The sequence below is a fragment of the Asaia siamensis genome (assembly GCF_014635085.1).
Classification (GTDB): Bacteria; Pseudomonadota; Alphaproteobacteria; order Acetobacterales; family Acetobacteraceae; genus Asaia; species Asaia siamensis.
This window is the reverse complement of sequence record NZ_BMCH01000003.1, coordinates 74,297-97,261: the sequence shown is the minus strand read 5'-3', so window position 1 is coordinate 97,261 and position 22,965 is coordinate 74,297. Positions and strand designations below refer to the sequence as shown.

At 57.1% G+C, this 22,965-nt stretch carries 16 protein-coding genes; 10 read left to right on the top strand and 6 right to left on the bottom strand.

Features of this window, described 5'->3' with window-relative positions; genetic code table 11:
- The first annotated feature begins 8 nt into the window (after positions 1-8).
- Both IEV53_RS06260 and IEV53_RS06255 read left to right on the top strand, forming a co-directional pair.
- Complete coding sequence (locus tag IEV53_RS06260; RefSeq protein ID WP_188425948.1) at positions 9-281, top strand: hypothetical protein; 273 nt, start codon at positions 9-11, stop codon at positions 279-281.
- 905 nt (positions 282-1,186) lie between these two features.
- Positions 1,187-2,416 carry a Gfo/Idh/MocA family protein gene (locus IEV53_RS06255; RefSeq protein WP_188425947.1) on the top strand — a complete coding sequence of 410 codons (1,230 nt, stop codon included), beginning with the start codon at positions 1,187-1,189 and terminating at the stop codon, positions 2,414-2,416.
- Positions 2,417-2,543: 127 nt separating this feature from the next.
- Here the strand turns inward: IEV53_RS06255 and IEV53_RS06250 are convergent, their stop codons facing one another.
- Positions 2,544-5,009, bottom strand: a complete 2,466-nt coding sequence (locus tag IEV53_RS06250; protein WP_188425946.1) for a helicase-related protein — start codon at positions 5,007-5,009, stop codon at positions 2,544-2,546.
- A 101-nt stretch (positions 5,010-5,110) separates the two neighbouring features.
- Here IEV53_RS06250 and IEV53_RS06245 point away from each other — a divergent pair, with 101 nt between their 5' ends.
- The 3 genes from IEV53_RS06245 to gorA all read left to right on the top strand — a co-directional run bounded on the left by IEV53_RS06245 (position 5,111) and on the right by gorA (position 9,267).
- On the top strand, positions 5,111-6,772 hold the full coding sequence (locus IEV53_RS06245) for a S10 family peptidase (RefSeq protein ID WP_371869843.1): 1,662 nt from the start codon (positions 5,111-5,113) through the stop codon (positions 6,770-6,772).
- A 117-nt stretch (positions 6,773-6,889) separates the two neighbouring features.
- Positions 6,890-7,774 carry a ferredoxin--NADP reductase gene (locus IEV53_RS06240; RefSeq protein WP_188425945.1) on the top strand — a complete coding sequence of 295 codons (885 nt, stop codon included), beginning with the start codon at positions 6,890-6,892 and terminating at the stop codon, positions 7,772-7,774.
- Positions 7,775-7,875: 101 nt separating this feature from the next.
- Entirely contained in the window at positions 7,876-9,267 is a 1,392-nt protein-coding gene (gene gorA, locus IEV53_RS06235; protein WP_188425944.1) for a glutathione-disulfide reductase, read from the top strand.
- A 39-nt stretch (positions 9,268-9,306) separates the two neighbouring features.
- Here gorA and IEV53_RS06230 read toward each other — a convergent pair whose 3' ends face one another.
- The 5 genes from IEV53_RS06230 to IEV53_RS06210 form a co-directional block, all read right to left on the bottom strand.
- Positions 9,307-10,137 carry an alpha/beta fold hydrolase gene (locus IEV53_RS06230; protein WP_188425943.1) on the bottom strand — a complete coding sequence of 277 codons (831 nt, stop codon included), beginning with the start codon at positions 10,135-10,137 and terminating at the stop codon, positions 9,307-9,309.
- 86 nt (positions 10,138-10,223) lie between these two features.
- Positions 10,224-12,617: a TonB-dependent receptor gene (locus IEV53_RS06225; RefSeq protein WP_188425942.1), complete on the bottom strand. Its 2,394-nt coding sequence runs from the start codon at positions 12,615-12,617 to the stop codon at positions 10,224-10,226.
- A 1,460-nt stretch (positions 12,618-14,077) separates the two neighbouring features.
- Positions 14,078-15,409, bottom strand: coding sequence for a hypothetical protein (locus IEV53_RS06220; RefSeq protein ID WP_188425941.1), 1,332 nt, complete (start codon positions 15,407-15,409; stop codon positions 14,078-14,080).
- 350 nt (positions 15,410-15,759) lie between these two features.
- On the bottom strand, positions 15,760-16,749 hold the full coding sequence (locus IEV53_RS06215; protein WP_188425940.1) for a glycosyltransferase family 2 protein: 990 nt from the start codon (positions 16,747-16,749) through the stop codon (positions 15,760-15,762).
- A gap of 1,243 nt (positions 16,750-17,992) precedes the next feature.
- Positions 17,993-18,379, bottom strand: a complete 387-nt coding sequence (locus IEV53_RS06210) for a hypothetical protein (RefSeq protein ID WP_188425939.1) — start codon at positions 18,377-18,379, stop codon at positions 17,993-17,995.
- 137 nt (positions 18,380-18,516) lie between these two features.
- Here IEV53_RS06210 and alkB point away from each other — a divergent pair, with 137 nt between their 5' ends.
- The 5 genes from alkB to IEV53_RS06185 all read left to right on the top strand — a co-directional run bounded on the left by alkB (position 18,517) and on the right by IEV53_RS06185 (position 22,961).
- Positions 18,517-19,173 carry a DNA oxidative demethylase AlkB gene (alkB, locus tag IEV53_RS06205; protein ID WP_188425938.1) on the top strand — a complete coding sequence of 219 codons (657 nt, stop codon included), beginning with the start codon at positions 18,517-18,519 and terminating at the stop codon, positions 19,171-19,173.
- Between the two features lie 62 nt (positions 19,174-19,235).
- Positions 19,236-20,630: a class II 3-deoxy-7-phosphoheptulonate synthase gene (locus IEV53_RS06200; RefSeq protein ID WP_188425937.1), complete on the top strand. Its 1,395-nt coding sequence runs from the start codon at positions 19,236-19,238 to the stop codon at positions 20,628-20,630.
- On the top strand, positions 20,627-21,832 hold the full coding sequence (locus IEV53_RS06195) for a nicotinate phosphoribosyltransferase (protein ID WP_188425936.1): 1,206 nt from the start codon (positions 20,627-20,629) through the stop codon (positions 21,830-21,832). The genes IEV53_RS06200 and IEV53_RS06195 overlap by 4 nt, the downstream gene beginning before the upstream one ends.
- Positions 21,829-22,203 carry a hypothetical protein gene (locus IEV53_RS06190; protein ID WP_188425935.1) on the top strand — a complete coding sequence of 125 codons (375 nt, stop codon included), beginning with the start codon at positions 21,829-21,831 and terminating at the stop codon, positions 22,201-22,203. The genes IEV53_RS06195 and IEV53_RS06190 overlap by 4 nt, the downstream gene beginning before the upstream one ends.
- Complete coding sequence (locus tag IEV53_RS06185) at positions 22,203-22,961, top strand: transcriptional initiation protein Tat (protein ID WP_188425934.1); 759 nt, start codon at positions 22,203-22,205, stop codon at positions 22,959-22,961. The genes IEV53_RS06190 and IEV53_RS06185 overlap by 1 nt, the downstream gene beginning before the upstream one ends.
- Positions 22,962-22,965 lie beyond the last annotated feature (4 nt).

Here is a 22,965-nt window from a genome sequence, read left to right as displayed (position 1 = left end):
GACCGAATATGAGGGGCCCGGCGCTGCACCTGCATGAGGAGGCAAACGCCGGAGCCGGTTCGCTGATCTACGGCGGCCCTACGCCTTTATATTTGGCATCTGCGGAGAAAACCCTGAACGCTTTCATGGTTTTCGAAGACAATGTGCTTACGGAAAAACCAGACGACATATCTGTATTCCTTCTTCACATGGCGCCAGATGCGCCCTATTTCGTGTTTGACTTACTTCACTATCGTCAATGCTATGGAAGTATTGGCGTTGGAGTGTTGGCAAAGGGTTGAAATAGAGAGACGAAAAGAGGTTGAGGAAGAAACGGGTGTTTCAGATCCTGTGATTACTCTAGCCGATGAGAGAAACCTAAGGACTGCGTGGCTCCCTTATGGGGGGCCGACCCCTTGATATTTGGCTTCTGCGGAGAAAACCCTGACCGAAATCATGGTTTTCGACGAAAATGTGCTTACGGAAAGACCAGACGACATATCTGTATTCCTTCTTCACATGGCGCGAAATGCGCACTATTTTGCGGCGGCCGTACTTTACTTTCTTCTTCGAAGTGATTCTCGAAGAATTATTTGAAGCAACCTCGGTTGCCGCAAAAGAACGCTAGCGCGGTTTTTGTGAAGAATGGAAGAACTTTCTGCGTCGTTTCGGCGAAAAATCTGCCCCGTAGAAAGCACAATTGCCCAAAAACCAGATGGCACAAGGGTTTTCTAGCGATGTGAGAGGGCAAAAAAAGGCTTCAAAAGCGAGTCGACGGGCAATTGACGCTCCCTTTTCGCGTCGGACCCTACCGATCTTGCTGTGCCGTTTGACGCGTCTTGTGTCTGAGAGGTTCTGCGTATCCAGCCACGGGAGCCGGAATCTCCCGCTTGGGGATGAACCTGCCCATTTAAGCGCCTTGCGGCTAAGGGGAGGCATCCGTCTGATCGGTCACCAGCGGCGGCGATCTCGTTCCGCCACATCTGAATGACAGCACGACATGCTGCTAGGTCCGTCTGATTCCATCGCCAGCCAGACCCGGAAAGCGGGCTGAGTGCCATTGTGGCGCGGGAGTACAGGCCGTCAAAGGTCATACTTTGTCATCGGTCTGAGCCAATCCCATGGCGAACCACGACGCTCATCACGCGCTTGTGAAGTGGGGCTGCCGAATGAGGCGGAACGATTCTGAAACGCTGAGAGAGATGAGATGAGCGACAACGACACTCACCAACAGCCTGCGTCGCAGATACGTCGCAGATTCCTGCAGGCCGCAGGTGTTGCAGGGCTGGTTCTGGGCAAGAGCGCCTCGGCGCAGACGACACCGCCGGATCATCTGGCACCCCGCCCGTCGCCCCAGCCGATACGCCCGCTTCCGGAAGGCCGCCGCCCGTTTGGCTATGCCATTGTCGGTCTGGGAAAATATGCGATCAATCAGATCCTGCCCGCCTTCGGCGAGTGCCAGCATGCGCGACTGGCCGGTCTGGTCAGTGGCGACCCGCAAAAGGCGCGCAAGGTCGCATCGGCCTATGGCGTGCCCGAAAAGAACATCTACAGCTACGACAATTTCGACGACATCCGGAACAATCCCGAGATCGATGCTGTCTATATCATCCTGCCCAATGCGCTCCATGCCGATTTCGCGGTGCGGGCCTTTCGTGCGGGCAAGCATGTGATGTGCGAAAAGCCGATGGCAACCAGCGTCGGGGATTGCCAGCGCATGATCGACGCCGCCAGGCGCGCCAGCAAGCAGCTGATGATCGGCTATCGCTGCCATTTCGACCCGATCACCCAGCGCGCGATCCAGACTATCCGTGCGGGAAAGCTCGGCAAGCTGCGTGCCGTGACGACCGAGAATACCGATGTCCTCAGCATTGATGATCCGTCCGGCCAGTGGCGTGTCAAACGCAGCCTCTCAGGCGGCGGCTCCCTTATGGATCTCGGTATCTATGGCGTGAACGGTGCACGCTATCTGCTGAATGAAGAGCCGATCGAAGTCAGCGCTATCAGGGCCGAGAGCACCAATCCTGTTTTCCACGAGGTGGAAGACATCATTTCCTGGACATTCCGTTATCGCTCGGGCGCTCTCGCCCATGGCAATTCGTCCTTCACCGCTGCCGCGACATCGCGCTTCGGCATTCAGGCGGAGAAGCTCTCCGGAATGCTCAACCCTGCCACCGGATATTATAATAATCGCTTCGAAACCGTTGCCGGAGAGGAAACGCATATCCTTTCCGATCCCATGTTCCAGATTCCGGCGCTCAACCAGTTTTCTGCCCAGCTCGATCACCTGCCGGATGTTCTCGGAAGCGGAAAGCCGTCGCTCGCCACGGGTGAGGAGGGGATGCAGGACATCAGGCTGATACAGGCCATTTATCAATCCGCTGCGACGCGTCGACCGGTCTCAACAGATTGGGGCGACTGGCGCAGGAAGGCCTGACCTTTTCAGGTCGTGTCATGACCTGACTGTGTCGAGATGCGACCCTTGTGTTCTGGCGTGGTGATGGGGCCAGAGCAGAAGGGTACTGTCAGTTCAGCTTTCGGGTCAGAGGAGCGACGGCGCGGCTTCAGCTGCGCCCGCGTTTTCTTGTGCTTTTTGGTCCACGGCCATCGCGGGGCGGCTGCGCGTCCCGTTCTGCCGGGCGTTTCCCGAAGGGGCGTTTGCCCCCCGGCTTCTGGCTGCCCGGCCGCTGACCTCCGGGTCTCTGCCCCGGTCTTGCCCGCCGCTGATGTTCACGCTCACGGCTCTGCTGGCGCAGAACCGCTTCAATCCAGTCATTCAGCGCGTTTGTATTATCCTCTGCCGCCTGCTTGTCGGTATAGGCATCGGCAAAGCGCAGCGAGAGCCAGCGCCACGCGACAAGGCGCTTATGGCGCTTTTCGGCGCGCTCCAGCTCTTCTCGGCCTGCCTGTGACGGCTGGACGAGACGTCCTGTGCCAGGCGGTGGCACGCGTCTGCCGGCGGCATGGTCGCTCGCCCAGCCGACAAGCCGGGCAATGCCGTTATCGCGCTCGTCGATCGGGCACATCGCATAGACCCAGCGTTGCGTGAGGCTGAGCCCTTCCACACCTTCCAGTGCCGAGGCGATTTCGAAGGCCTGATCCATATCGGCAAGACGGTAATTCGGGTCATCGGCGCGCAAAACGGCGCGTTTGATGCGCACCAGAACACCGTAAAGACTGTCCGTTTCGATTTCCTCGGCGACAGCGCGCACGATATCGGAATCGGGCTGCACAAGGGGGCGCAGTTCGGTGATCGGCTCAGGCGGGGCGGCGAGCATCTTGCGGATATGGGCAGGGGTTCCCGCCTCACCCAGAACGGCCACGATGCCGTTCTCATGGTGCCCGTATCGCCCGGCACGCCCACCAATCTGCTTGATTTCCTGCGCTGTCAGGTCGCGGGTCTGCTTGCCGTCATATTTGCGCAGCGCACTGAACACGACGCGTTTGATTGACAGGTTGAGGCCCATGCCGATGGCGTCAGTCGCCACCAGAATTTCCGCCTCACCGTTATTGAAGCGCGCCGCTTCGGCACGGCGCACTTCCGGGCTGAGTGCGCCATAGACCACAGCCACGCGCTTGCCGAGTGTCAGCAATTCGGCGCGCAGGTCGAGTACCTCTCGACGCGAGAATGCGATCAGCGCATCGCCTGCCTCGAGGTCGCGCAGCCGCACAGGGGCGCTGGCCGCCCGCAGCGGCGATTTGCGCTCAAGGGTGATCTCGTCAAGCGGGTCGTCGCAGAGTTCGGCAATGCGCCTGATGAGAGGAATGCAGTCAGGCGCACCCAGAATATAAAGATGGCGTGCAGGGACACCCATGATCGCCGCCGTCCAGGCAGCCCCACGGTCAGGGTCCATCAGCATCTGCGCTTCATCGATCAGCGCCACATCGACCGGATTATGGAACGGACACATCTCCACCGTCGCGGCCAGATGGCGCGCACCGGGGAAATCGATGCGTTCCTCACCAGTCGCCAGAGAGGCAGGCACGCCGCGAGACAGAAGCGACTCCCGGAATTCATGCGCCAGAAGACGCAGCGGGGCGAGGGCCAGACCGCTCTCGGCATTGGCCAGCGCATTGAGCGCCGTATAGGATTTGCCGGAATTGGTGGGCCCGGTCACGAGCGTGATCCGTCGCTTGAGCGAGCGCGCCGTGCGGAAATGCGCGACGTAACGGTCAAGCGCTGCTACGCGGGCAATGACGGCATTACCGACCTTGCGACCCGTGAGGGCAGGGGTGCCGCGTGCGCCGCCGCGCCATTCCGCAAGCTGCGGGCGCAGGCGCTTGAGGATCTCGGGGTCGAATTCGAATTTTTCCGTGCCATCGGGCTGCGGCGTGCGGCGCGTGACCGGCAGGCGGTTTTCAGCAATCCAGCGCAAGGCTTCACGTGGGGTGCAATGCAGAATGGTTGGCACCTGATCGAACCCGACAAGGCTTTCTTCCCAGGCCTTGAGGCGTTCATTCTCGCGCTTGCGACGGGCTTCGGCGCGTGCCTCGATCCGTTCTTCTTCTTCCCGCCGTGCTTTCTCGCTGGCGATCAGCTCGGCTTCGAACCCCGTATCCTCAACGCCAAAGGCGGAAGCAACAATCTGGGCCAGACGGTCGATCTGCCCGCCCGAAAGGAAAGTCCCGGCATCGCTCAGATCGGCCTGCACGGCCTCGAGCACGTCACGCGGCGTATGACCCATCTCGCGCAGGCGCCCTGCCAGCGTGTCATCGAGCGTGCTGCGCAGCAGGTCGAGCCCGGCGCGCGGGTCATGCACGCGGCCTACCGCATCGAGAATATCCGCCTTGCCGATCCACAACTCGCCCGCCCGTCGGGTGGCGTTCATCAGCTGGGCGGCCCAGTCCTTGCGGCGCACGTCGCAGAGAAGACGCTCATATTCCGAAGGCAGAATGCGCTCTGCCCCCGGCACAAGGCTTCGGGCGATCAGTTTGAGAAGGCGCGGCTCCTCTTTGGGCGTAGGAGAAAGGCCAGTGTCCTCAACGGCCAAAGCGAGAGCGTGATCGGCGGGGGAGCGTGCAGAATCCATGAATGTGTTTGTGCGTTATGACACGGTTTGCTGCAACGGCAGACTTGTCCGAGCGGGCGTTTCGTTCTCCTATACGAGTGCGAAACGATCTGAAGGAGCCCATGGTGCGGTTCAAGCAAGCCCCGAAACTCTCTGCTATTCTCGGTCTGACGACCCTTCTCGCAGGCACGGCTCTGGCCGCGCCCGACATGCCGCCCCATATGGGACCGCCCCCGCCGCCGCCCGGCCCCGATGGTGGCCCCGGTGGCGTTCCGGGACCAGCTTTCCTGATGAAGCCGCAGCACGTGCTGAGCGAGGGCAGCGTGACCATTCGCGGGCAGGCGATCCCGTACCAGACAGAATCCGGCACGCTCATCATCCATCCGGCCGGGTGGGATGACGCCAATCCGGACCCTAAGGCGCCTCAGGCTGTCGCCTCGGTTTTCTATGTCGCTTATTTCAAGAAGGGCGCGCATCCCGAAAACCGCCCGATCACCTTCGTCTATAACGGTGGCCCCGGTTCCTCGACTGTCTGGCTGCATATGGGCGCGCTCGGCCCCAAGCGCGTCGTGACGGTGGACGATCAGCCAACCCCAGCCGCCCCCTACAAGGTGGTCAATAACGACGACTCCCTGCTCGATGCGACCGATCTCGTCTTCATCGACGCGCCCGGCACGGGTTATGGCCGCGTCATTGGCAAGGATCGCGACAAGGCATTTTATGGCACAGACCCCGATGCCGCCGCCTTTACCGATTTCATCGCGCAGTTCCTTTCGCGGCACGGGCGCTTCAATTCGCCCAAATATCTCTTTGGTGAAAGCTATGGCACGACGCGCTCGGCCATCATCGCCAATGCGCTGCGTCAGGATAAGGGGATCGACCTCAACGGCGTCATCCTGCTATCGCAGATCCTGAATTACGGCAATTCCATCGACCGGGCACAGAATAACCCGAGCAACGATCAGCCTTATGTGCTTGGCCTGCCAAGCTTTGCCGCAACAGCCTGGTATCACCACAAGCTGCCCGACCAGCCCACCGATCTGAAAGCCTTTCTGGCCGAGGTCGAGCATTTTGCGCTGACCGATTACACATCGGCGCTCCAGGATGGCACCGGCATCAGCGATGACAAGCTGAAAGCGACAGCAGAAAAACTGCACCGCTATACCGGCCTGCCGGTCGATTACATCATCAAGGCCAATCTGCGCGTCAATGGCGGCGAATTTGCCAAGACCCTGCTGGGCGATCAGGGCATGGATACGGGTCGTCTAGACAGTCGTTTCTCCGGCCCGAGCATGGACCCGCTGGGCCAGACGCCCGAATATGACCCGCAATCGGCCGCCATGGAGTCCGCCTATGTGGCGGCGTTCAATGACTACGCCCATACGACGCTGCATTATGGCGCCGACCCGTCCTTTGGTGACGGCTATATGGAATATCGCGTCAGCGCCCATAGCATCGGCAAATGGAGCTTTACGCACAAGCAGCCCGACCAGCGTGGCCCTGCACGGGGAGAGCCGAATGTGCTGCCCGATCTTGCAGCGGCCATGAAGGCCAATCCGGCGCTTCAGGTGATGCTGAACCAGGGGTATTACGATCTCGGGACGCCCTATTTCGAGGGTGTTTATGAGATGCGGCATCTGCCGATCCCGCGTGCGCTCGCGAAGAATATCGAGATCAAGCAATATGCCTCGGGGCATATGGTCTATGCGCATCTGCCGGCGCTGCATGAAATGCACGATAATGTTTCGCAGTTTATCGCAAGGACGCATCCGAAATCGTCGTAATATTTTAGAACAGGCGGGGCTGTGGGGTTTTCAAAGGGCGAGAGGATGTTTTAGAAATTTCGCCACTTTGGGCGGTGTCAGACCGCCCGCCCCCTGCTGCCTTTCGAAAGATACCAGATGAACGCCCCCGTCTCTCTGCCCATGCCGACTATCTCCGAGCCACTGACCGGGCTCCTGCCCGTCGATGGCCATCCGGGCCAGTACCATCTGGCGCCGCCCAGCAAGGAATATGGTCACCTTCAGGCCTGCGAAGTGCTGAGCGTCCATCACTGGACCGACCGTCTCTTCACCTTCACCTGCACGCGTGACCCCGGCCTGCGCTTCGAGAACGGCCAGTTCACGATGATTGGCATCGAGGTTGAGGGCAAGCCTCTCCTGCGCGCCTATTCCATCGCTTCGGCCAATTATGAGGAAGAGCTGGAATTCTTCTCCATCGCGGTGGAAGACGGTCCGCTAACCTCGCGTCTGCGCCATGTGAAGGTGGGCGATACGGTTCTGGTCGGTCGCAAGCCGGTCGGCACGCTGCTGCTCGACAATCTGCGCCCGGGTCGCAACCTGTATTTCCTGTCGACCGGCACCGGTCTTGCACCGTTCATGAGCCTGATCGAAGACCCCGAGTGCTACGAGCGCTACGAGAATGTGGTGCTGAGCCACACCGTGCGTATCTCGGGCGAACTGGCTTATATGAACCATATCCGCCACGACCTGCCGAACCATGAATTCCTTGGCGAATTCGTGTCCAAGCAGCTCAAATACTACCCGGCCGTCACGCGTGAAGACTTTGCCGTGACCGACCGCATCACCACGCTGATTGAAAACGGCAAGATCTTCGAGGATCTCGGCCTGCCGAAGCTCGACCCAGAGCATGACCGCGTGATGATCTGCGGGTCGCCTGAAATGCTGGCCGATACCGAAAAGCTTCTCGTTTCGATGGGCTTCGAGGAAGGCAATATGAGCAAGCAGGGCTCTTATGTTGTCGAAAAGGCTTTTGCGGAACGCTGAGCCCGTCTTGTCCGTTCTGGACGGGCGCAGACCTTATTGATGACCATGACATGCGCGGCCGGGAGCTTTTCCGGCCGCGTTTTCTTTTGGAGACAGGCCACATGCCGGATTTCGATCTTTTCGTGATAGGTGCCGGATCGGGCGGCGTGCGCTGCGCCCGTATTGCAGCACAGAATGGGGCTCGCGTCGGCATAGCTGAAAGCCGCCACTGGGGAGGCACATGTGTCAATCTGGGCTGTGTGCCCAAGAAGCTGATGGTCTATGCCTCCGAGGGGGCCGAAGCCGCTGAAGACGCCCGCGCCTATGGCTGGGATGTCGAGATCGGCGCACATGACTGGACCCGCTTCATCGCGGCAAAAGACAAGGAAATCACGCGGCTCGACGGGATTTACAAATCCATGCTCGACAAGGCCGGGGTCGGTCTCTTTGTCGGCAGGGCAAAGCTGATCGACGCTCATACGATCGAAATCGGCCCGGGCCCGCTCGATGAAAAGGCAACGCCTCAACGTGTCACGGCTGAGAAGATCGTCATCGCGACCGGCGGCCGCCCCGTGCGCCCACCAATCGAAGGCGCTGAACTCGGAATTATCTCCGACGAGGCCTTTCATCTGACAGAGCGGCCCGAGCGCGTCTGCATTATCGGTGGCGGCTATATCGGCATCGAGTTTGCCGGAATCTTCGCGGGGCTCGGATCGAAGGTCGATCTCGTTTTCCGCCAGGATCTGCCATTGCGCGGTTTCGATCAGGAATTGCGTGAGAAGCTGCTCGAGGCGCTCCCGAAACACGGGATTACCGTCCATGCGGGCGTTTCTCCCGAGAAGATCGAGGCGCTGGAGGCTGGCGCCAGAAGAGTCAGCCTTTCCAATGGCACCACGATCGACACTGACTGCGTGTTTTTCGCGACAGGCCGCAAGCCTGCTACCGACGGGCTGGGCCTCGAAACGCTTGGTGTCAAAACCGAGAAAGGGGCGGTCGTCGTCGACGCACACTCGGCCACATCGGTTTCGAACCTCTACGCCATTGGCGATGTCACCGATCGCATCAACCTTACGCCGGTTGCCATTGCGGAGGGGCATACGCTGGCCGAGCGCCTGTTCTCATCGCACACGCCGCGCGACTGGGCTTATGAGACCACCCCGAAGGCCGTGTTCTTCTCTGAAACATTGGCCAGTGTCGGGCTAACGGAAGAAGAAGCCGCGAAAGAGTCGGATCTCGACGTTTTCACGGCCTCTTTCCGTCCGTTGCGTCAGACGCTGATCGGCCGTGACCGCAAGGCATTCATGAAGCTGATCGTGTCACGGGACAGTCAGAAGGTCGTCGGCGCGCATATGATGGGTGATGCTGCTGCCGAACTGATGCAGGGTGTGGCCATCGCCGTAACGGCCGGGCTGACGAAGCGCGATTTCGACCGCACAATCGGTATCCACCCGACGACGGCAGAGGAGTTTGTGACAATGCGCAGCCCGACCCGTCAGGTCAGCCGCACCTCGTAACTCTTTTCCCGGCCCGGCTAAGGGCCGGGAAAACCGCGCTCAGCCTCTCGTGCTGTTCAGGAAGGCAAACAGATCACGATTGAGCGCCTCGGCATCGGTAGCAAACAGACCATGCGGGGCGCTGTCATATTCGACATAGCGCGCATGAGGCACGGCTTCGCTCACACGCTTTGCTGTCAGCTCATAGGGCACGGTTTTGTCGCCCGTGCCATGCACCACCAGAACGGGCAGGGTGAGAGCGGCCAGATCAGGGCGGAAATCGGTGCGGCTGAAGCTGTCGATACAATCCAGCGTTGCATTCGGGCTTGCCATGATGCCCAGCGTGAAACTCCAGTCGATCAGGGCCTGACTGACCGGCTTGCGGATCATACTGACGCCGTAGAACCCTTTCAGGAACTCGGCGAGGAAGTGAAAGCGGTCGCGGCGTATCTGCGCCTTGAACTCGGCAAACACATCGACGGGCACCCCATCGGGATTGTCATCTGTCTGAAGCAGGAACGGTACGACAGAGGCGATCAGCCCGACGCCAGCCAGACGGGTCGTGCCGAAACGGCTGACATAGCGCGTCACCTCACCACCACCCATCGAGAACCCGACAAGGGTTAGATCGGTCAGGTCGAGATAGTCGATCAGCTCGGCGAGATCGGCGGTAAGCGTCTCGTAATCATAACCGCCGAAAGGGTGGCTCGACTGGCCAAAGCCGCGTCGGTCATAGGTGATGACACGATAACCGGCCTCGAGCAGGGCCAGTGTCTGATATTCCCACATATCGCCGGTCAGGGGCCATCCATGAACCAGCAGGACCGGGCGGCCTGCGCCCATATCCTTGTAATGGAGGCTGTTTCCGTCACGCAGTTTCAGCGAAGGCATGGTTGCATCCTTTTTAAGAGAGCCAAAGCGGTCTCAGGCCAGAACTGGCCTGAAACCGGGGAGTTCCCGCTACGACAGGAGCGTGATCACTCGAAACTGGCCGAGACCGTCGCAATGGCCGCAAAGCCCGTGCCAACCGCATAGGCGGGCTGCGACCCGACAAGGGTCTTGCCGCCCATGCCCTTGATCGAGGCGGCGGCTGTCGGGGTAAATCCGGTGATGGAAGACAGATAATGCACGTCACCGATATTCATCAGGCTCACCATGGCCTTGGGGCGCACGCGGCCGAAACGGGGCAGCCAGCGGCCGATCGAGGCATCGGCCGTGAAATAGGCCGGAATGCTCTGATCATTCATCAGTGTTGAATATTGCGAGTCAGAGTAGCGAAGGTTGAAATTGCCGAAAGTCGTGCCGTCATCATAGGTCAGCCCCAGCGCGCCCAGGAATTTGGGCGAAGCGACCTCCTGCTTGCCCTTGGTCGGCAGCACATCGCCCATATAGGCTATGTTATTGCCGATCTTCGTATGCATGTACTGGCCTGAGGCATAGGCGCTCAGATGGTGCCAGGGGCGGGTCGATAGTTCAGCCTGAATGCCCATGGCCGATTCACCGCCAGCATCGATAGGCTGTGAGGTCAGGATGCTTGTGCCGGGGATATAGGACACGCTGCTGATCTGGTGGTGCGTCAGGTTGTAATTGAAGCCCGAAATCGTCGCCATGACTGGCCCGTAATGACGAAAGCCGATTTCCTCACCAATCATGTATTCTGGCGTGAAATTGGCCAGAGGCTGGGTGACCGGCACCGGCGTCGTGAAGGTATAGACAGGCACCTGCGCCTGAAAGGAAGAGGGCGCGCGATAGCCCGTGGTCCCGTTGATATAGATCTGGTTGTCAGACGTAAGCTGGTAGGAAATCAGCACCTGAGGGGCCGGGATGAACATGTTCTTCACCGATTTATACGGCTGGGCGCCGGGGAGATCTTCGGTGAAGCTGCGTGAAATCATGTTGGCCCGCAGCCCGGCATCAATCGTCAGACGGTCATGGAACAGCTTGATCTGGTCTTCGAAGCCTAGCGCGTTGAGCTGCTGGAAACCGTTGATGTCATATTGGGTGATCGCCTTGCCGCCTGCGGTCAGGTAGCCGTTATTCTGAGTATACTGCCCCTGTGCACTGACCGCGTAGTGGTTCTGAAATTCGGTATGGACTGCATAGCTGTACCAGTAGGAAAATTTCAACGTGTTGATGCCACGGTGCCATGAGCCAATCAGGTTCAGGCCGCTCGATGTCTGCACCCAGGGATGGATACTGATGGCCGTCACGGACCCTTTCGCGGGCGTATAGCCATCAAGCACGGCATATTGTTCGGTCCCGCGATAGCCGTTTGTGATGGGAATATTGGCACCGTAATTATTGGGCCCGTATGTTTCGACCGCATAGGGCTGGGCATCGAGCGCAAACCCGTCTCCCAGATCAAAATGGTTCTTCAGTGTCCCGACGACAGCATTCGTCGCCTTGGTGTTGAGCTTGTAGTAAAGCGTATCGCCAGGCGTGTATTGGCCATGGGTGTTATAGCTGGTGCCATATTGGCGCCACTGCGCGAGATTGGGATAAAGCCATTCCGTCTGGTTGGCGTAGTTATAGCCGAAAATGAGCTCGGAACTGCTTTTGGGCGTCCAGTGCTTTTCGACCGCCGCGTCGAGATGCCAGCGATAAAGACTGCCGGGCCCACGCCACAGATTGCCGCTGGAATAGGAACCCGATACGAAACTCGTGACACCGCTATGACCAAACTCGCCGGTATCGATGCGTACGAATTCCTTGTTCGAGCTGTGGGTGCCCCCCGAGCCTTCAGCATAGGCAGCGAAATGCGCTCCCGGGTGTCGCAGGCTCATGGTCATCTGCGCGCCATCGGCATTATAGGTCGGTGCTGTGAGGTCTGATGACCCCTGACTGACGGCCACATTGGCAAGGTCCTCATTATCCACCATGGCAGACGTATAGGCGCTGTAGGTGAATGGGTCGGCCAGTGGCATGCCTTCATAGACCATGCCGATCTGCGTCTGATCGAGACCACGGATATGGACGGTTTCCGATGTGGTGCTGAGCGGACCTTCATTTGTGCCCTGAACACCGGGAAGGCTGGACACCAGCACACCGGGGTTAACCAGAGGCGATTGCTTGGCGATATAGTCCTGCGTCACCATGCTGACCGATTTTGCTTCGGTCTGTCGGGTCATGAGGCCGCCTCCCTGCACGGCGCGATGAGCCGAGACGCTGACATTCTCGTCATGCGTGGCCATGAGGTCATGCGGTTTTGCCTGTGTCTTTGGCGCCGCCTTGCGCCGTGCGGCTACCGGAACGGGCTTGTGATGCGCCTTCGCGACTGCCGGATGACACGTCCCGGCAGCTGCGAGAGCGACAAACCCGAACGTGCCGAGAGGAAGAAGAGCCCGTTTGCGGGCGGAACGCGAAAACGACATGGCCTGATCCTGATGGTCTCAGGGCAGACGCAACCTCACGCCGCCCGATGCGGACGCGACGGTGTCGAAACGATCGTTTTCTTTCAAACCACGATTTTATTTCGTTTTTATGATGGATTTGTTAACTGGATTTCTTGCGACCCGGACTGTATTTAGACTCTTGATATTGAATATAAGTTCTCAATGGCATGCTGTACGTTCTGCGCATAGGCTATCCCTGCCGGGATATGCATGCGGGCTACGATGAATAGAACTCGGTTTATGTCCGGCTTCGACGCTGGGCTGAACGGCGTGTCTGAGATGCCCACCTACAAACGCTGGTAGATCTGGGACTGACCGATAACTGGCAACCTATGTTCTACAGCATCGTGGCTCGTGCTCATTCACAGGCCACAGGCGTAGAAGGGGGGGCTCATTCGGAGGGTTTTAGTCGATCACGCGGCGGCTTTACGAACAAAATCCATGCCCGATGCGACAATTGGGGGCGTCCTCTTGGCTCTGTCCTGAACGGAGGCCAGGTCCCGGATTACAAAGCCACAGACTCTCTGCTCATGTTGGCCTGCCCCAAACCCGAAGGCCATGCTGGCTGATCGGAGCTATGACAGCGACTGTTTCCGTCAGGCGCTTTTGTTATAGTATAGGGGACACTGCCGGTTATTTCATCACCCAAAGGTCGTAAAGCGCCTCAGCAAACAGACTGGCAACTCTATCGGGGCCGAAATCGTATCAAGCGGATGTTCAACAGGCCAGGCAGATGCGCCGTATCGCAACCCGCTACGATAAGGCCGCCCTCTATTTGATGAGTTTCCTCAACCTCGCCGCAGCAAAACACTGGGTCAGATCTCTTGTCAACGTGACTTAGTATGATGATCGCGGCTGGCGGCGCGGGGACTCTCGTCTGGCTGGGATCACCGAGCGGTATTGGTTTAGGTCATGTTGGTCTGGCGTCGTCTTTGAGATTTACTAGAGATGTGTCGGGACAAGCGCCAAAGGCCCGACACTGCAGTCCAAGATCCTTCTGAACATGACCCCCAGCTTGAATCTGTGCCTGATTGAAGGTCAGCCAGAGCCCGCGTTCCTTGATGATCAGTCTACTTGCTATCCTAGCGGCCTGGCGCGCGGCGCGTGCCAAGATGCTGCCGATCGAGCGTTCCGACGGGTCACAATTGACCATTCTTTCCAAGGTGCTGAGCGAAACTTTGAACGAGCCTTGCTCAACTCAGCAACATCCCTTGCCAGACCGTTGCCGGAGATGACGCTGCTGAGAGCCTCCTAGCGCAACGCTGATTATTCCTTTGAAGAAATAATAATCAGCGTCAGAAGGACTGCAACTATTTCCCGTCTCAGCAGGTAGTTTCCGGTCAATCAGTATTTGTCGTATCCGATTTTATTCCGATATAATTATTAAGTGACGGAGTGCAATCAGTTTCGTTCAGCGTCATCAAATTTTATCTTAAATGCTAATTGATTTTGAGTACGAGATCATTCCCCATTTGACTGAATCCGTAGCTGGAAACTGCATTGCAGTTATAATATGGAAATATTTTTACGTGATAATTTTTCCATATATTTAATACGAATGGGATATAGGTATTATAATAGTCTTCTCCTTTAAATGGATTCATGTCTGCAACATTTCCGCAGATAAAGACTCTTTCCTCGCCATGTTGCAAAATTGTATTCCCTATATTTTCGATTACGGATTCTTTATGAACTGCGGGAATGTAATATTTGTTCCACATAACGTTCCCGTATACTAATATACCAATACAAAATGAAAGTATTACCATAGCGTGAGCTTTAGTGTTCATATTTTCCAAATTGCCCAAAGCAATGGCTACAATGACCAGCCAAGGCCACAAAATGGTACGCCCGACGACGTCGGTGCCAGTAAGGAAAGGTATAGAGAAATCTACAAAAACACAGAATAGTGATATTGGAATAAATATTTTAATCTTTCCAAGCGGACGAATTAATGCCGATACAAGAAAAGATATAAACAATATTTGAATATAATGACCTTCAGTAGCATACTGGCGGTATAAACCTTTCGATGAGTTTGCGAAATTAGCTATGAGGTCTGTAAAGTCATGGATGCTATGCGGATGGCGCCATCCGGCTATTTGCACCCCAAACACGCCATGGAAAAAATAGTTGAGCGTATAAATGGATATCACGGATATAAAGTATGCAACGCAAAAGCTGAGAGCGTTTCTCGCAATCTGAAGAGTGGTATCACATTTTAGAGATACCGAAACGAACAGCAATAAAGACACCGGGGGGTAGGATAAGATTAGGAGGATCTGAGAGATGAAAATAATATAAAGGTTCTCTGTCTTCTTGAAGAGGAAGATAGAAATCGCAATGATCCAGACGGAAGGCGCAAGTGTTGCAGGCCAGAGAGATAAATCGCCATATTCCGGGGATATAAAAACAACCAAAGAAATTATTAATCGATACAAGGGCGATTTGACTAGCATAGAGCTGAATGACAAGCAAAATAGGCTGTAGCCAGATACGAAAATAATATAATTTTCTCTAACGGAAAAATGCGTTGCAATTTTTGCCCAGAAAAAATTTAACCATCGCCCTTCCCAAAGTGTTTTTTCCCAAGGCCCTCCATGCGTAGGCAAATCACTGGGAACTAACGTCATAAACTCCCAATCGTCCAATTGTACGAAGGTATGATCAAGTTGTCCCTTTCCTAACAGATATAGGAAGATGATCGAGAGGAACGCGATTGTAAGAAAAGCATGATTGCGAATGTTCTCGTCTAGTCTCGCGTCTATCATGAGGACTCTCTCACCGTGTAGATAGGGAAAATTATAAAAGTCGTGTAATTCATCTTGTATGACGTTTCTCTGCGAAGGCGGGTATCAATAAGGTTGCAATAATGAAGGTCTGTGTCGGAAGTCATATCGGCATGGGGTTGGAGGTTGAACATAGTGGCCGGAGATTCCAAGCCGCATAATTACTCCGCGAATCGATATCGTTAGAACTAAGTAAAAAGCTATCTCTACATTTTTTCCTCGACGTGTGACGGTGTTTTTGTCTCGAAAATTTATGGATTAACACGGGAATCTATGATCGTGCGGTGGGCTGATCGCCTTTGACACCATCGTTCTCCCTGATCTGAACAGGATCAGTGGCGTGTATTGCCATCAATATTGGGGGGCGTAATTTCCTCCACAATAAAACGTGGCCTCTTTTTGACTTCCATATATATTTTCCCGACGTATTCACCAACCACGCCAACTGAAAATATTTGCATTCCGCTCAACAATAAGAGAGGAAATACCGTTGATGCCCATCCAGGTATTGTATTTTGCGGAAAGAAAACACGTTCCACTATCACGTATAATCCAGATAATATGGAAAGTGTGAATATGATGCCGCCTAAAGCTGCGATTACTCTTAGGGGAGCTACGGAGAAAGATGTTACACCGTCCAACGCGAGGTGTAGCATTTTCTTGATAGTATATTTCGTCTCACCGGCTACCCTTACTTTGCGCGTGTAAGGAATTAGAGTGACTGGAAAGCCGATGGCGGGAATTAGTCCGCGCAGGAAAAGGTTAACCTCGCTGTGATCAAGTAGAGCATCGAGCGAGCGTCTGGACATCAACCTGAAATCGGCGTGGTTTTCAATAATGTTGACCCCGAGAAGGGATAGAACCCTGTAAAACGTATTGGCGGTCCACCGCTTGGCTGGAGAGTCGCTGGTTCGATCTTCTCTAACACCAAGCGCAAGATGGCTGCCGCTCTCATATGCCGCCAGCATTTGTTCGACAGCCTGAATATCGTCCTGGAGATCAGCATCCATAGTAATAATGATATCGGCGCTAGAGTGGGAAAGACCCGAAAGCATTGCCATTTGATGGCCGTAGTTGCGCGATAGCTTTATGCCTATGACTTCATGATTATTTCTAGAGATTTTTTCGATTATATCCCAGGTTTTATCTTTGCTTCCATCATCGATAAGTAGCAGTCGGAAGGAAGACATACTATTTTTGGGGCTGACTTGCAGCTTACGGAAGTATGAGAGAATATCCGGCGCCGTGAGCGGAAGCGCATCTTGTTCCTGATAGCATGGGATTACGACATCAGCGCGATAGGTTTCTACTCTAGCAGGCATGCTATAATCATACTTTCATCGTGATCGAAGCACATTACAGCGGGGTATCCTGCGAAACTGTGCCAGAGGTTGCGTTGCCCGATTTTAGCACGTCAATCTCGAGTAGAAAATTGGCGTAGTGCAATTTTGGTTTTCCGGCACATGGCGTCCTTAAAATATTCGAGAGTCGTGGAGGGCGTGTCGTCTCATGCTCTGCACTAATCTTAGGTTATGTTGACAAAATGCCTATCGTTTTGGGGTAAGATTTGTTTCACTTCCTGCCTGTGGAATAACAGTCTGAGAAAACAGGTATGGCACGAGTCGTTCTGAAGGATCAGGAATGGGCGATGATTGGCCCGCGCCGTCCTTCTGAACGTGGTTATTGGGCGCGATCAGCCGGTCGCGCCCAACGTCCTCGCTCGGGCGGCAGAAGCGGACCAATTGTCGCCCATTCCTGGTCTGTCAGATCGCCTCGGCCGATGCCTGTTCTCCCTGCTCCTTATCCCAAAGGCAGGAAGTGAATCAGATCTCGGGCAGATCGTATAGACCTTTTGTCAACGTGACCTAGTCATCCCGTAGAGACCTTACCAAGATCCGGGATCAGCGGTCACAATATGAGTGCCTCGGCGATATATAACGTTGGATAAGGATATGGGGGCATTTATCGTGATGCGTAATCGCCTGGGCGGCGCTCGGTTGTGAGACGTTTCTACCGACAGGTGCTCATCCATTACGTCCGTGATTTTTGTATAATACCGGCCGGCCCCATCGTTGTGAAGGCGCCGAGCCAGTGGGCAGGTTTTCGATTGCGCTGCGATAAAATTTCGCGTCCGCGCTGCCTATGGTAGGCATTAATTAAGATTGCTTTCTCTTAAAATCAGAGGTCTATCGGCCGTTGCTTAGAAGCGTGCGGGCCTTGGCCATTAGAACATCGCATAAGATGACAAACGTCCGAATGCCGGGTTAGCGTTTGCTTTGCGACTCGGCCATGCCCTAGCGCTGGGATCTGATTCGCTCATGCTGGCAAAGCTTATGTGCGTAATCATTGTTCTATTCGCGTTGATTTATCGTTGCGGTGCCTTGCGCGGTGCCTGTGCGAAAGTGACTCCAGACGAGTAATTCGCTCGTCCGGCAGTCGATGCGGCTCGCCAATTTACAGGTTCCCCGCAGAATCTATGCCAGATCTTGAATAAGAAATCAGTGAGTGGTGAGCGTGAAATAGAAATTTCGTCGCGATCTTGGTTAGGTAATTACTTCATTTTATTCAGCGCGGGGCGACCCAGCCATTGCCGGAGGCATCGCCGAGCTGGCCGCTCTGGACCGGGCTGCTATTGGAATAGGCAGAACCGAATTTGCTGAGATCGGCACCCGTTACGGCATCGCGCTGCACGTTATCGGCGTGATCGGGGTCGGGACCGTGGTTGAATTCGGTGCTGGGCGTTTCCTGATAGCCGGGGGGCAGGGAGTGACGTCCCTTGGCGGTCAGATGCTCGCCTTTACCATGATACTCGACGCCGCCGTCATTGGTCGTGCTCTGTGGGGCATGAGCATCATTGGGGGCGTTCTGCCCCGTGAACTGAGCCCAGGCCGTACCGGCTGGCAGGGCGATGAGAGTGGCGGCCAGAAAGGCGCCGCGTCGGAGCTTTGCCATCGAAGCATTCCCTTGCAGTTTCGTCCCGTTTCGCATGGCGTACGGGAACGGTGGTTGCCAATTCGGAAATAAGCCCGATCTCTGGCGCTGTAAGAACGTCAAGTAAGCGGTGAGGCGGGAGGCGGCAAGAGTCTATTATGATGGATGATCTGTTCACTGCCCTACGGGCCCCCGAGGTCCTCGCGCCAGGGGCGGTGTTTTTTCCCGGTGCTGCCGCCTCGCATCAGCAAAGCCTTCTGGCGCAGGTGAATGATGTCGTGTCGCAGGCGGCGTTGCGCCAGCTCATGACACCGGGCGGGCGTCGCTTTTCCGTTGAAATGACAAATTGTGGCTCGCTCGGCTGGCATTCAGATGACGCCGGCTATCGTTACGAGTCCCGAGACCCGCTTTCCGGCAGGGACTGGCCGGCCTTGCCGCCTGAGTGGATCACTTTTGCGCGTGACATGGCGGCGCAGGCGGGTTTCGATAGGTTCGAGCCACAGGCCTGTCTTCTCAACCGCTATGTTCCCGGTGCGCGCATGGGGCTGCATCAGGACCGGGACGAAACGGCATTCGATTCCCCGATCGTTTCTGTCTCACTGGGGTTGCCAGCGCAGTTTCTGTTCGGCGGAGGCGAGCGCTCCGACCCCGTTCGCAAATTGCGCCTTGTCAGTGGCGATGTGGTGGTGTGGGGTGGTCCCTCCCGTCTTTTCTATCACGGGATTGCGCCATTGCCCCCCGGTCATCACCCCCTGACGGGCGCCTGTCGCTGGAATCTGACCTTCCGCCGTGTCTGTGCCGAGGATAGCCCCTAGGCGGCACGGATATTCCGTTTCATACTAGCCCCCCTCTTTTTGAACCGAAGGAAGACGCTCTCATGCACCCGAACCGCGAACCCGCCCAGCACGCCGGCTGGACGCCGTCGAGCTGGCGGTCGCACCCCATTCGCCAGGCACCGCATTATCTGGATGCAGCCGCGCTCGACTCTGTCGAAGCCCGACTGCGGCGCTATCCGCCGCTGGTGTTTGCTGGCGAGACGCGGCGCCTGAAAAGCCAGCTCGCCAAGGCGGCGCGCGGCGAGGCGTTCGTTCTGCAGGGCGGGGCATGTGCCGAGAGCTTCAATGAGTTCACGGCTGATATCGTGCGCGACACGTTCCGTGTGCTGCTGCAGATGGCCGTCGTGCTGACTTTTGGTGCCAAGGTGCCGGTCATCAAGATCGGGCGCATGGCCGGTCAATATGCCAAGCCGCGCTCTTCCGACACTGAAACGCTCGATGGCGTGACGCTGCCCTGCTATCGCGGTGATATCATCAACGGGCCGGAATTCACCGAAGCCGCCCGTCTGCCCGATCCGGGCCGTATGGAAACCGGTTATTTCCAGTCTGCGGGTGTCATGAACCTGCTGCGCGCCTTTGCTTCTGGCGGCTATGCAAATCTGCACGAAGTGCATCGCTGGAATCTGGGTTTCGTCAAGCGTTCGCCTCTGGCCGAGCGCTATCAGGATCTTGCCCAGCGTATCGACGAGACGCTGTCCTTCATGGGGGCCTGCGGCTTCAACCAGAGCGCACCGCAGATCAACGAGACCGAGTTCTATACCTCGCATGAGGCGCTGCTTCTGCCTTACGAGCAGGCCCTGACGCGCATCGATAGCCTGAGCGAGAACTGGTACGACTGCTCGGCGCATTTCCTCTGGATCGGCGACCGTACGCGTCAGCCCGATGGCGCTCATGTCGAGTTCCTGCGTGGTGTCGGCAACCCGATCGGCATCAAGGTGGGTCCGACAACGACCCTCGATGACCTCGAAAAGCTGCTGGATATCCTGAACCCGAAAGACGAGGCCGGGCGTATCACCCTCATCTCGCGCATGGGTGCGGGCAAGGTGGGCGATTTCCTGCCGCCGCTTCTCGACAAGGTTCAGGCCAGCGGCCGCACGGTCACCTGGCTCTGCGACCCGATGCATGGCAACACCATCACCACGGCAGACAAGGTCAAGACGCGGTCTTTCGACTCCATTCTGGGCGAGGTGAAGGGCTTCTTCTCGGTGTTCCAGCAGGCCGGTCTGCGACCGGGTGGCATTCATATCGAGATGACAGGCCAAGACGTGACGGAATGCGTCGGCGGCGCCCAGTGCCTCACCGAAGCCGATCTGGCCGGGCGCTATGAAACCTTCTGCGATCCGCGCTTGAATGCCGAGCAGTCACTCGAAATGGCCTTTCTGCTCGCTGAAGAGCTGACAGGGCATTTCCGTGATCATGGAGTGCTGCAAAAATGAGCCCGAACCGGCCCGATGAAGAAAATACGGCCATCAAGGCGGCGGTCGGCCCGAAACTCGCTCTGACCAGAGGCGAGATCGCGGCGCGCACCGATGCGTATTTCAACCGCACCCAGGCCATCGTCTCGCATTTCGGCGAGTGCGAAGTCACTTATGCGATCTTCATCCGTCGGCCGGTTATCGCTGCCCATGGTCTGATGATCGAATGGCTCGAAAACGTTGCGCGCGAGCAGGGTTTTTCGGTCGCAATCGAGATCGTGACACCGGAAGGCAGCTGGGTCGGGGCAGGGGAGCCACTGGTCTATCTGACCGGCCCCTTCACCCGAATGGCCCCGCTTGAGACATTGCTGCTTCAGAAGCTCGGCTCTGCCTGCGTCGCAGCCCATAATGCCTATCAGATGGCGCTCGCGCTGCCTGATGCGGCGTTCCTTGCCATGGAAGCACGGCATTGTGCCGGTTTCGAAATGCAGGAAATCATGGGCTACGCGGCCTCCGTAGGTTCGCGTGCCGCACGACGCGAGGGGGCCAAAGGCTTTATCGGCTGCGCCAATGACGTGACTGCCGGTTTCTTCGGTTGCGAGCACGGGCTGGGCACCATGCCTCATGCCCTGATCGGCTATGCCGGTTCGACCCTGCGTGCTGCCGAGATGTATCATGAGGTCTATCCCAATGATCCTCTGGTGGTGCTCGTCGATTATTTTGGGCAGGAAATCACCGATGCCCTGGCCGTCTGCCGTCGCTTCCCCGAACTGGCAGCGGAAGGGCGCATCAGCGTGCGTCTCGACACCCATGGCGGGCGCTTCATCGAAGGGCTCGACCCGCAATCTTCCTACGGCGTGCTCGAGCGTCATACGCCGGGCACGATCAGGCGCTATCGCTCCGATCACGAGCTGAAAGACCTCGTCGGCACAGGGGTGTCGGCAGCGGCTATCTGGTGGATGCGCGAATCGCTCAACGCCGCCGGTTTCACGGAAGTGAAGATCATCGTCTCGTCCGGTTTCGGCCTTGAGAAATGCATGACCATGCGCGACTCTCATGCTCCGCTTGATGTGGTCGGGACAGGATCTTTCATTCCGGTCAAATGGAACGAAACCTATGCCACAGCCGATATCGTTGCCTATGACGGCGAAAAGCGGGTGAAGGTCGGGCGTGAGTTCCTCCTGCAGAGAATCCCGTCCAGAACAAAGGAGAATGAAGCGTGAGCAGTTCTGAAGCAGAGCCCGATCGCGGCTGGTTTGTCCGCATTCTCGATAATTCGGGCGGTGCGGAAGAAGGAATCGTAGAGGAGGTCAAGGACTTCCAGGATCTCGCCCATGCCAATGCCTATGCGCGCGCCTATGTGCGTGACAGCATCGAGCGCTGCCGTGTCGGCGGCGCTGTAGGGCGCGAAGTTCTCGAATCCTGGTTCTCGTTCGGTGAAGACGCGATCGTTGTCGAAGCAGGCGATGATGGCTGGAAATCGGCTTCAGAGCTTGAGGATTTTGCGGCAACGCCCGCCTCTCCCATGGAACGCGACTGGCGCACCCTCGACCCGCGCCGCCTCGTGGAAGACGACGAGCAGGTCGAACTCTGATGGCTCTCGACCGCCGTAAACTCCTTCTCGCCGCAGCGTCACTCGGCATGGCTGCGCCTGTGTCAGGTCTTGCCGCAACCGTGCTGCCACCCACCCCCGCACCGCAGAACGGCCTCTCGGATCTGAGCCGACTGCTTGCATCCCTGCCGCGGCGCCGCCAGTTCACCACCGTGCCGCGCCTGCTTGATCACCCCGATCTATGGGACGATGTGGCCTTCGATGCGCTGCTCGCCTATCGCGGCCAGCAGAAAATGCTCGGCACGGGCACGTCGCTGGCAGGTAACTGGCCGAGCGAGGCGCAGAACCTGCTCAACAGCGAGATTTTCTCGTTTGTTCACCCTGATGCCTTGCTGGTGATGGCCTTGTGGGGCGAAGCGCAGCTCGCGCTCTATAACGAGGCTGCCTGGTCCCATTTTGATCTGGCCAAGCTGGTTGCCCCGGGCCAGACCGCGTCTCCACTGCATCAGACACCGGCAGGCACATCGCGCCATCATCAGGATGAGCAGGGTGCCTATGGCGCTGCAGGGCGCAGCATTCCCGCGCTCCAGGCGCGTGGCGTTGTCTTCCTGGCCTGTCATAACGCCATCTGGGCGCATGCAGGCAGGCTGATCGCCCTCGGCGCCGGGCCTGCAGGGTTGAGTCAGGAGCAACTCGCCGCAGAACTGACGAATGCGCTCGACCCGCGCGCCATCGTGACGCCAAGCGCGCTGGGCGCCCTGGCAGAGTTGCAGCGGGCCGGGTTCTCGCGGATTTTCTGAGAAC

What these genes read in the sequence shown, in the direction of transcription:
- IEV53_RS06260 (WP_188425948.1), top strand. Translation starts at nt 9, where the DNA reads ATGAGGGGCCCGGCGCTGCACCTGCATGAGGAGGCAAACGCCGGAGCC.
- IEV53_RS06255 (WP_188425947.1), top strand. Translation starts at nt 1,187, where the DNA reads ATGAGCGACAACGACACTCACCAACAGCCTGCGTCGCAGATACGTCGC.
- IEV53_RS06250 (WP_188425946.1), bottom strand. Translation starts at nt 5,009, where the DNA reads ATGGATTCTGCACGCTCCCCCGCCGATCACGCTCTCGCTTTGGCCGTT.
- IEV53_RS06245 (WP_371869843.1), top strand. Translation starts at nt 5,111, where the DNA reads ATGGTGCGGTTCAAGCAAGCCCCGAAACTCTCTGCTATTCTCGGTCTG.
- IEV53_RS06240 (WP_188425945.1), top strand. Translation starts at nt 6,890, where the DNA reads ATGAACGCCCCCGTCTCTCTGCCCATGCCGACTATCTCCGAGCCACTG.
- gorA (WP_188425944.1), top strand. Translation starts at nt 7,876, where the DNA reads ATGCCGGATTTCGATCTTTTCGTGATAGGTGCCGGATCGGGCGGCGTG.
- IEV53_RS06230 (WP_188425943.1), bottom strand. Translation starts at nt 10,137, where the DNA reads ATGCCTTCGCTGAAACTGCGTGACGGAAACAGCCTCCATTACAAGGAT.
- IEV53_RS06225 (WP_188425942.1), bottom strand. Translation starts at nt 12,617, where the DNA reads ATGTCGTTTTCGCGTTCCGCCCGCAAACGGGCTCTTCTTCCTCTCGGC.
- IEV53_RS06220 (WP_188425941.1), bottom strand. Translation starts at nt 15,409, where the DNA reads ATGATAGACGCGAGACTAGACGAGAACATTCGCAATCATGCTTTTCTT.
- IEV53_RS06215 (WP_188425940.1), bottom strand. Translation starts at nt 16,749, where the DNA reads ATGCCTGCTAGAGTAGAAACCTATCGCGCTGATGTCGTAATCCCATGC.
- IEV53_RS06210 (WP_188425939.1), bottom strand. Translation starts at nt 18,379, where the DNA reads ATGGCAAAGCTCCGACGCGGCGCCTTTCTGGCCGCCACTCTCATCGCC.
- alkB (WP_188425938.1), top strand. Translation starts at nt 18,517, where the DNA reads ATGATGGATGATCTGTTCACTGCCCTACGGGCCCCCGAGGTCCTCGCG.
- IEV53_RS06200 (WP_188425937.1), top strand. Translation starts at nt 19,236, where the DNA reads ATGCACCCGAACCGCGAACCCGCCCAGCACGCCGGCTGGACGCCGTCG.
- IEV53_RS06195 (WP_188425936.1), top strand. Translation starts at nt 20,627, where the DNA reads ATGAGCCCGAACCGGCCCGATGAAGAAAATACGGCCATCAAGGCGGCG.
- IEV53_RS06185 (WP_188425934.1), top strand. Translation starts at nt 22,203, where the DNA reads ATGGCTCTCGACCGCCGTAAACTCCTTCTCGCCGCAGCGTCACTCGGC.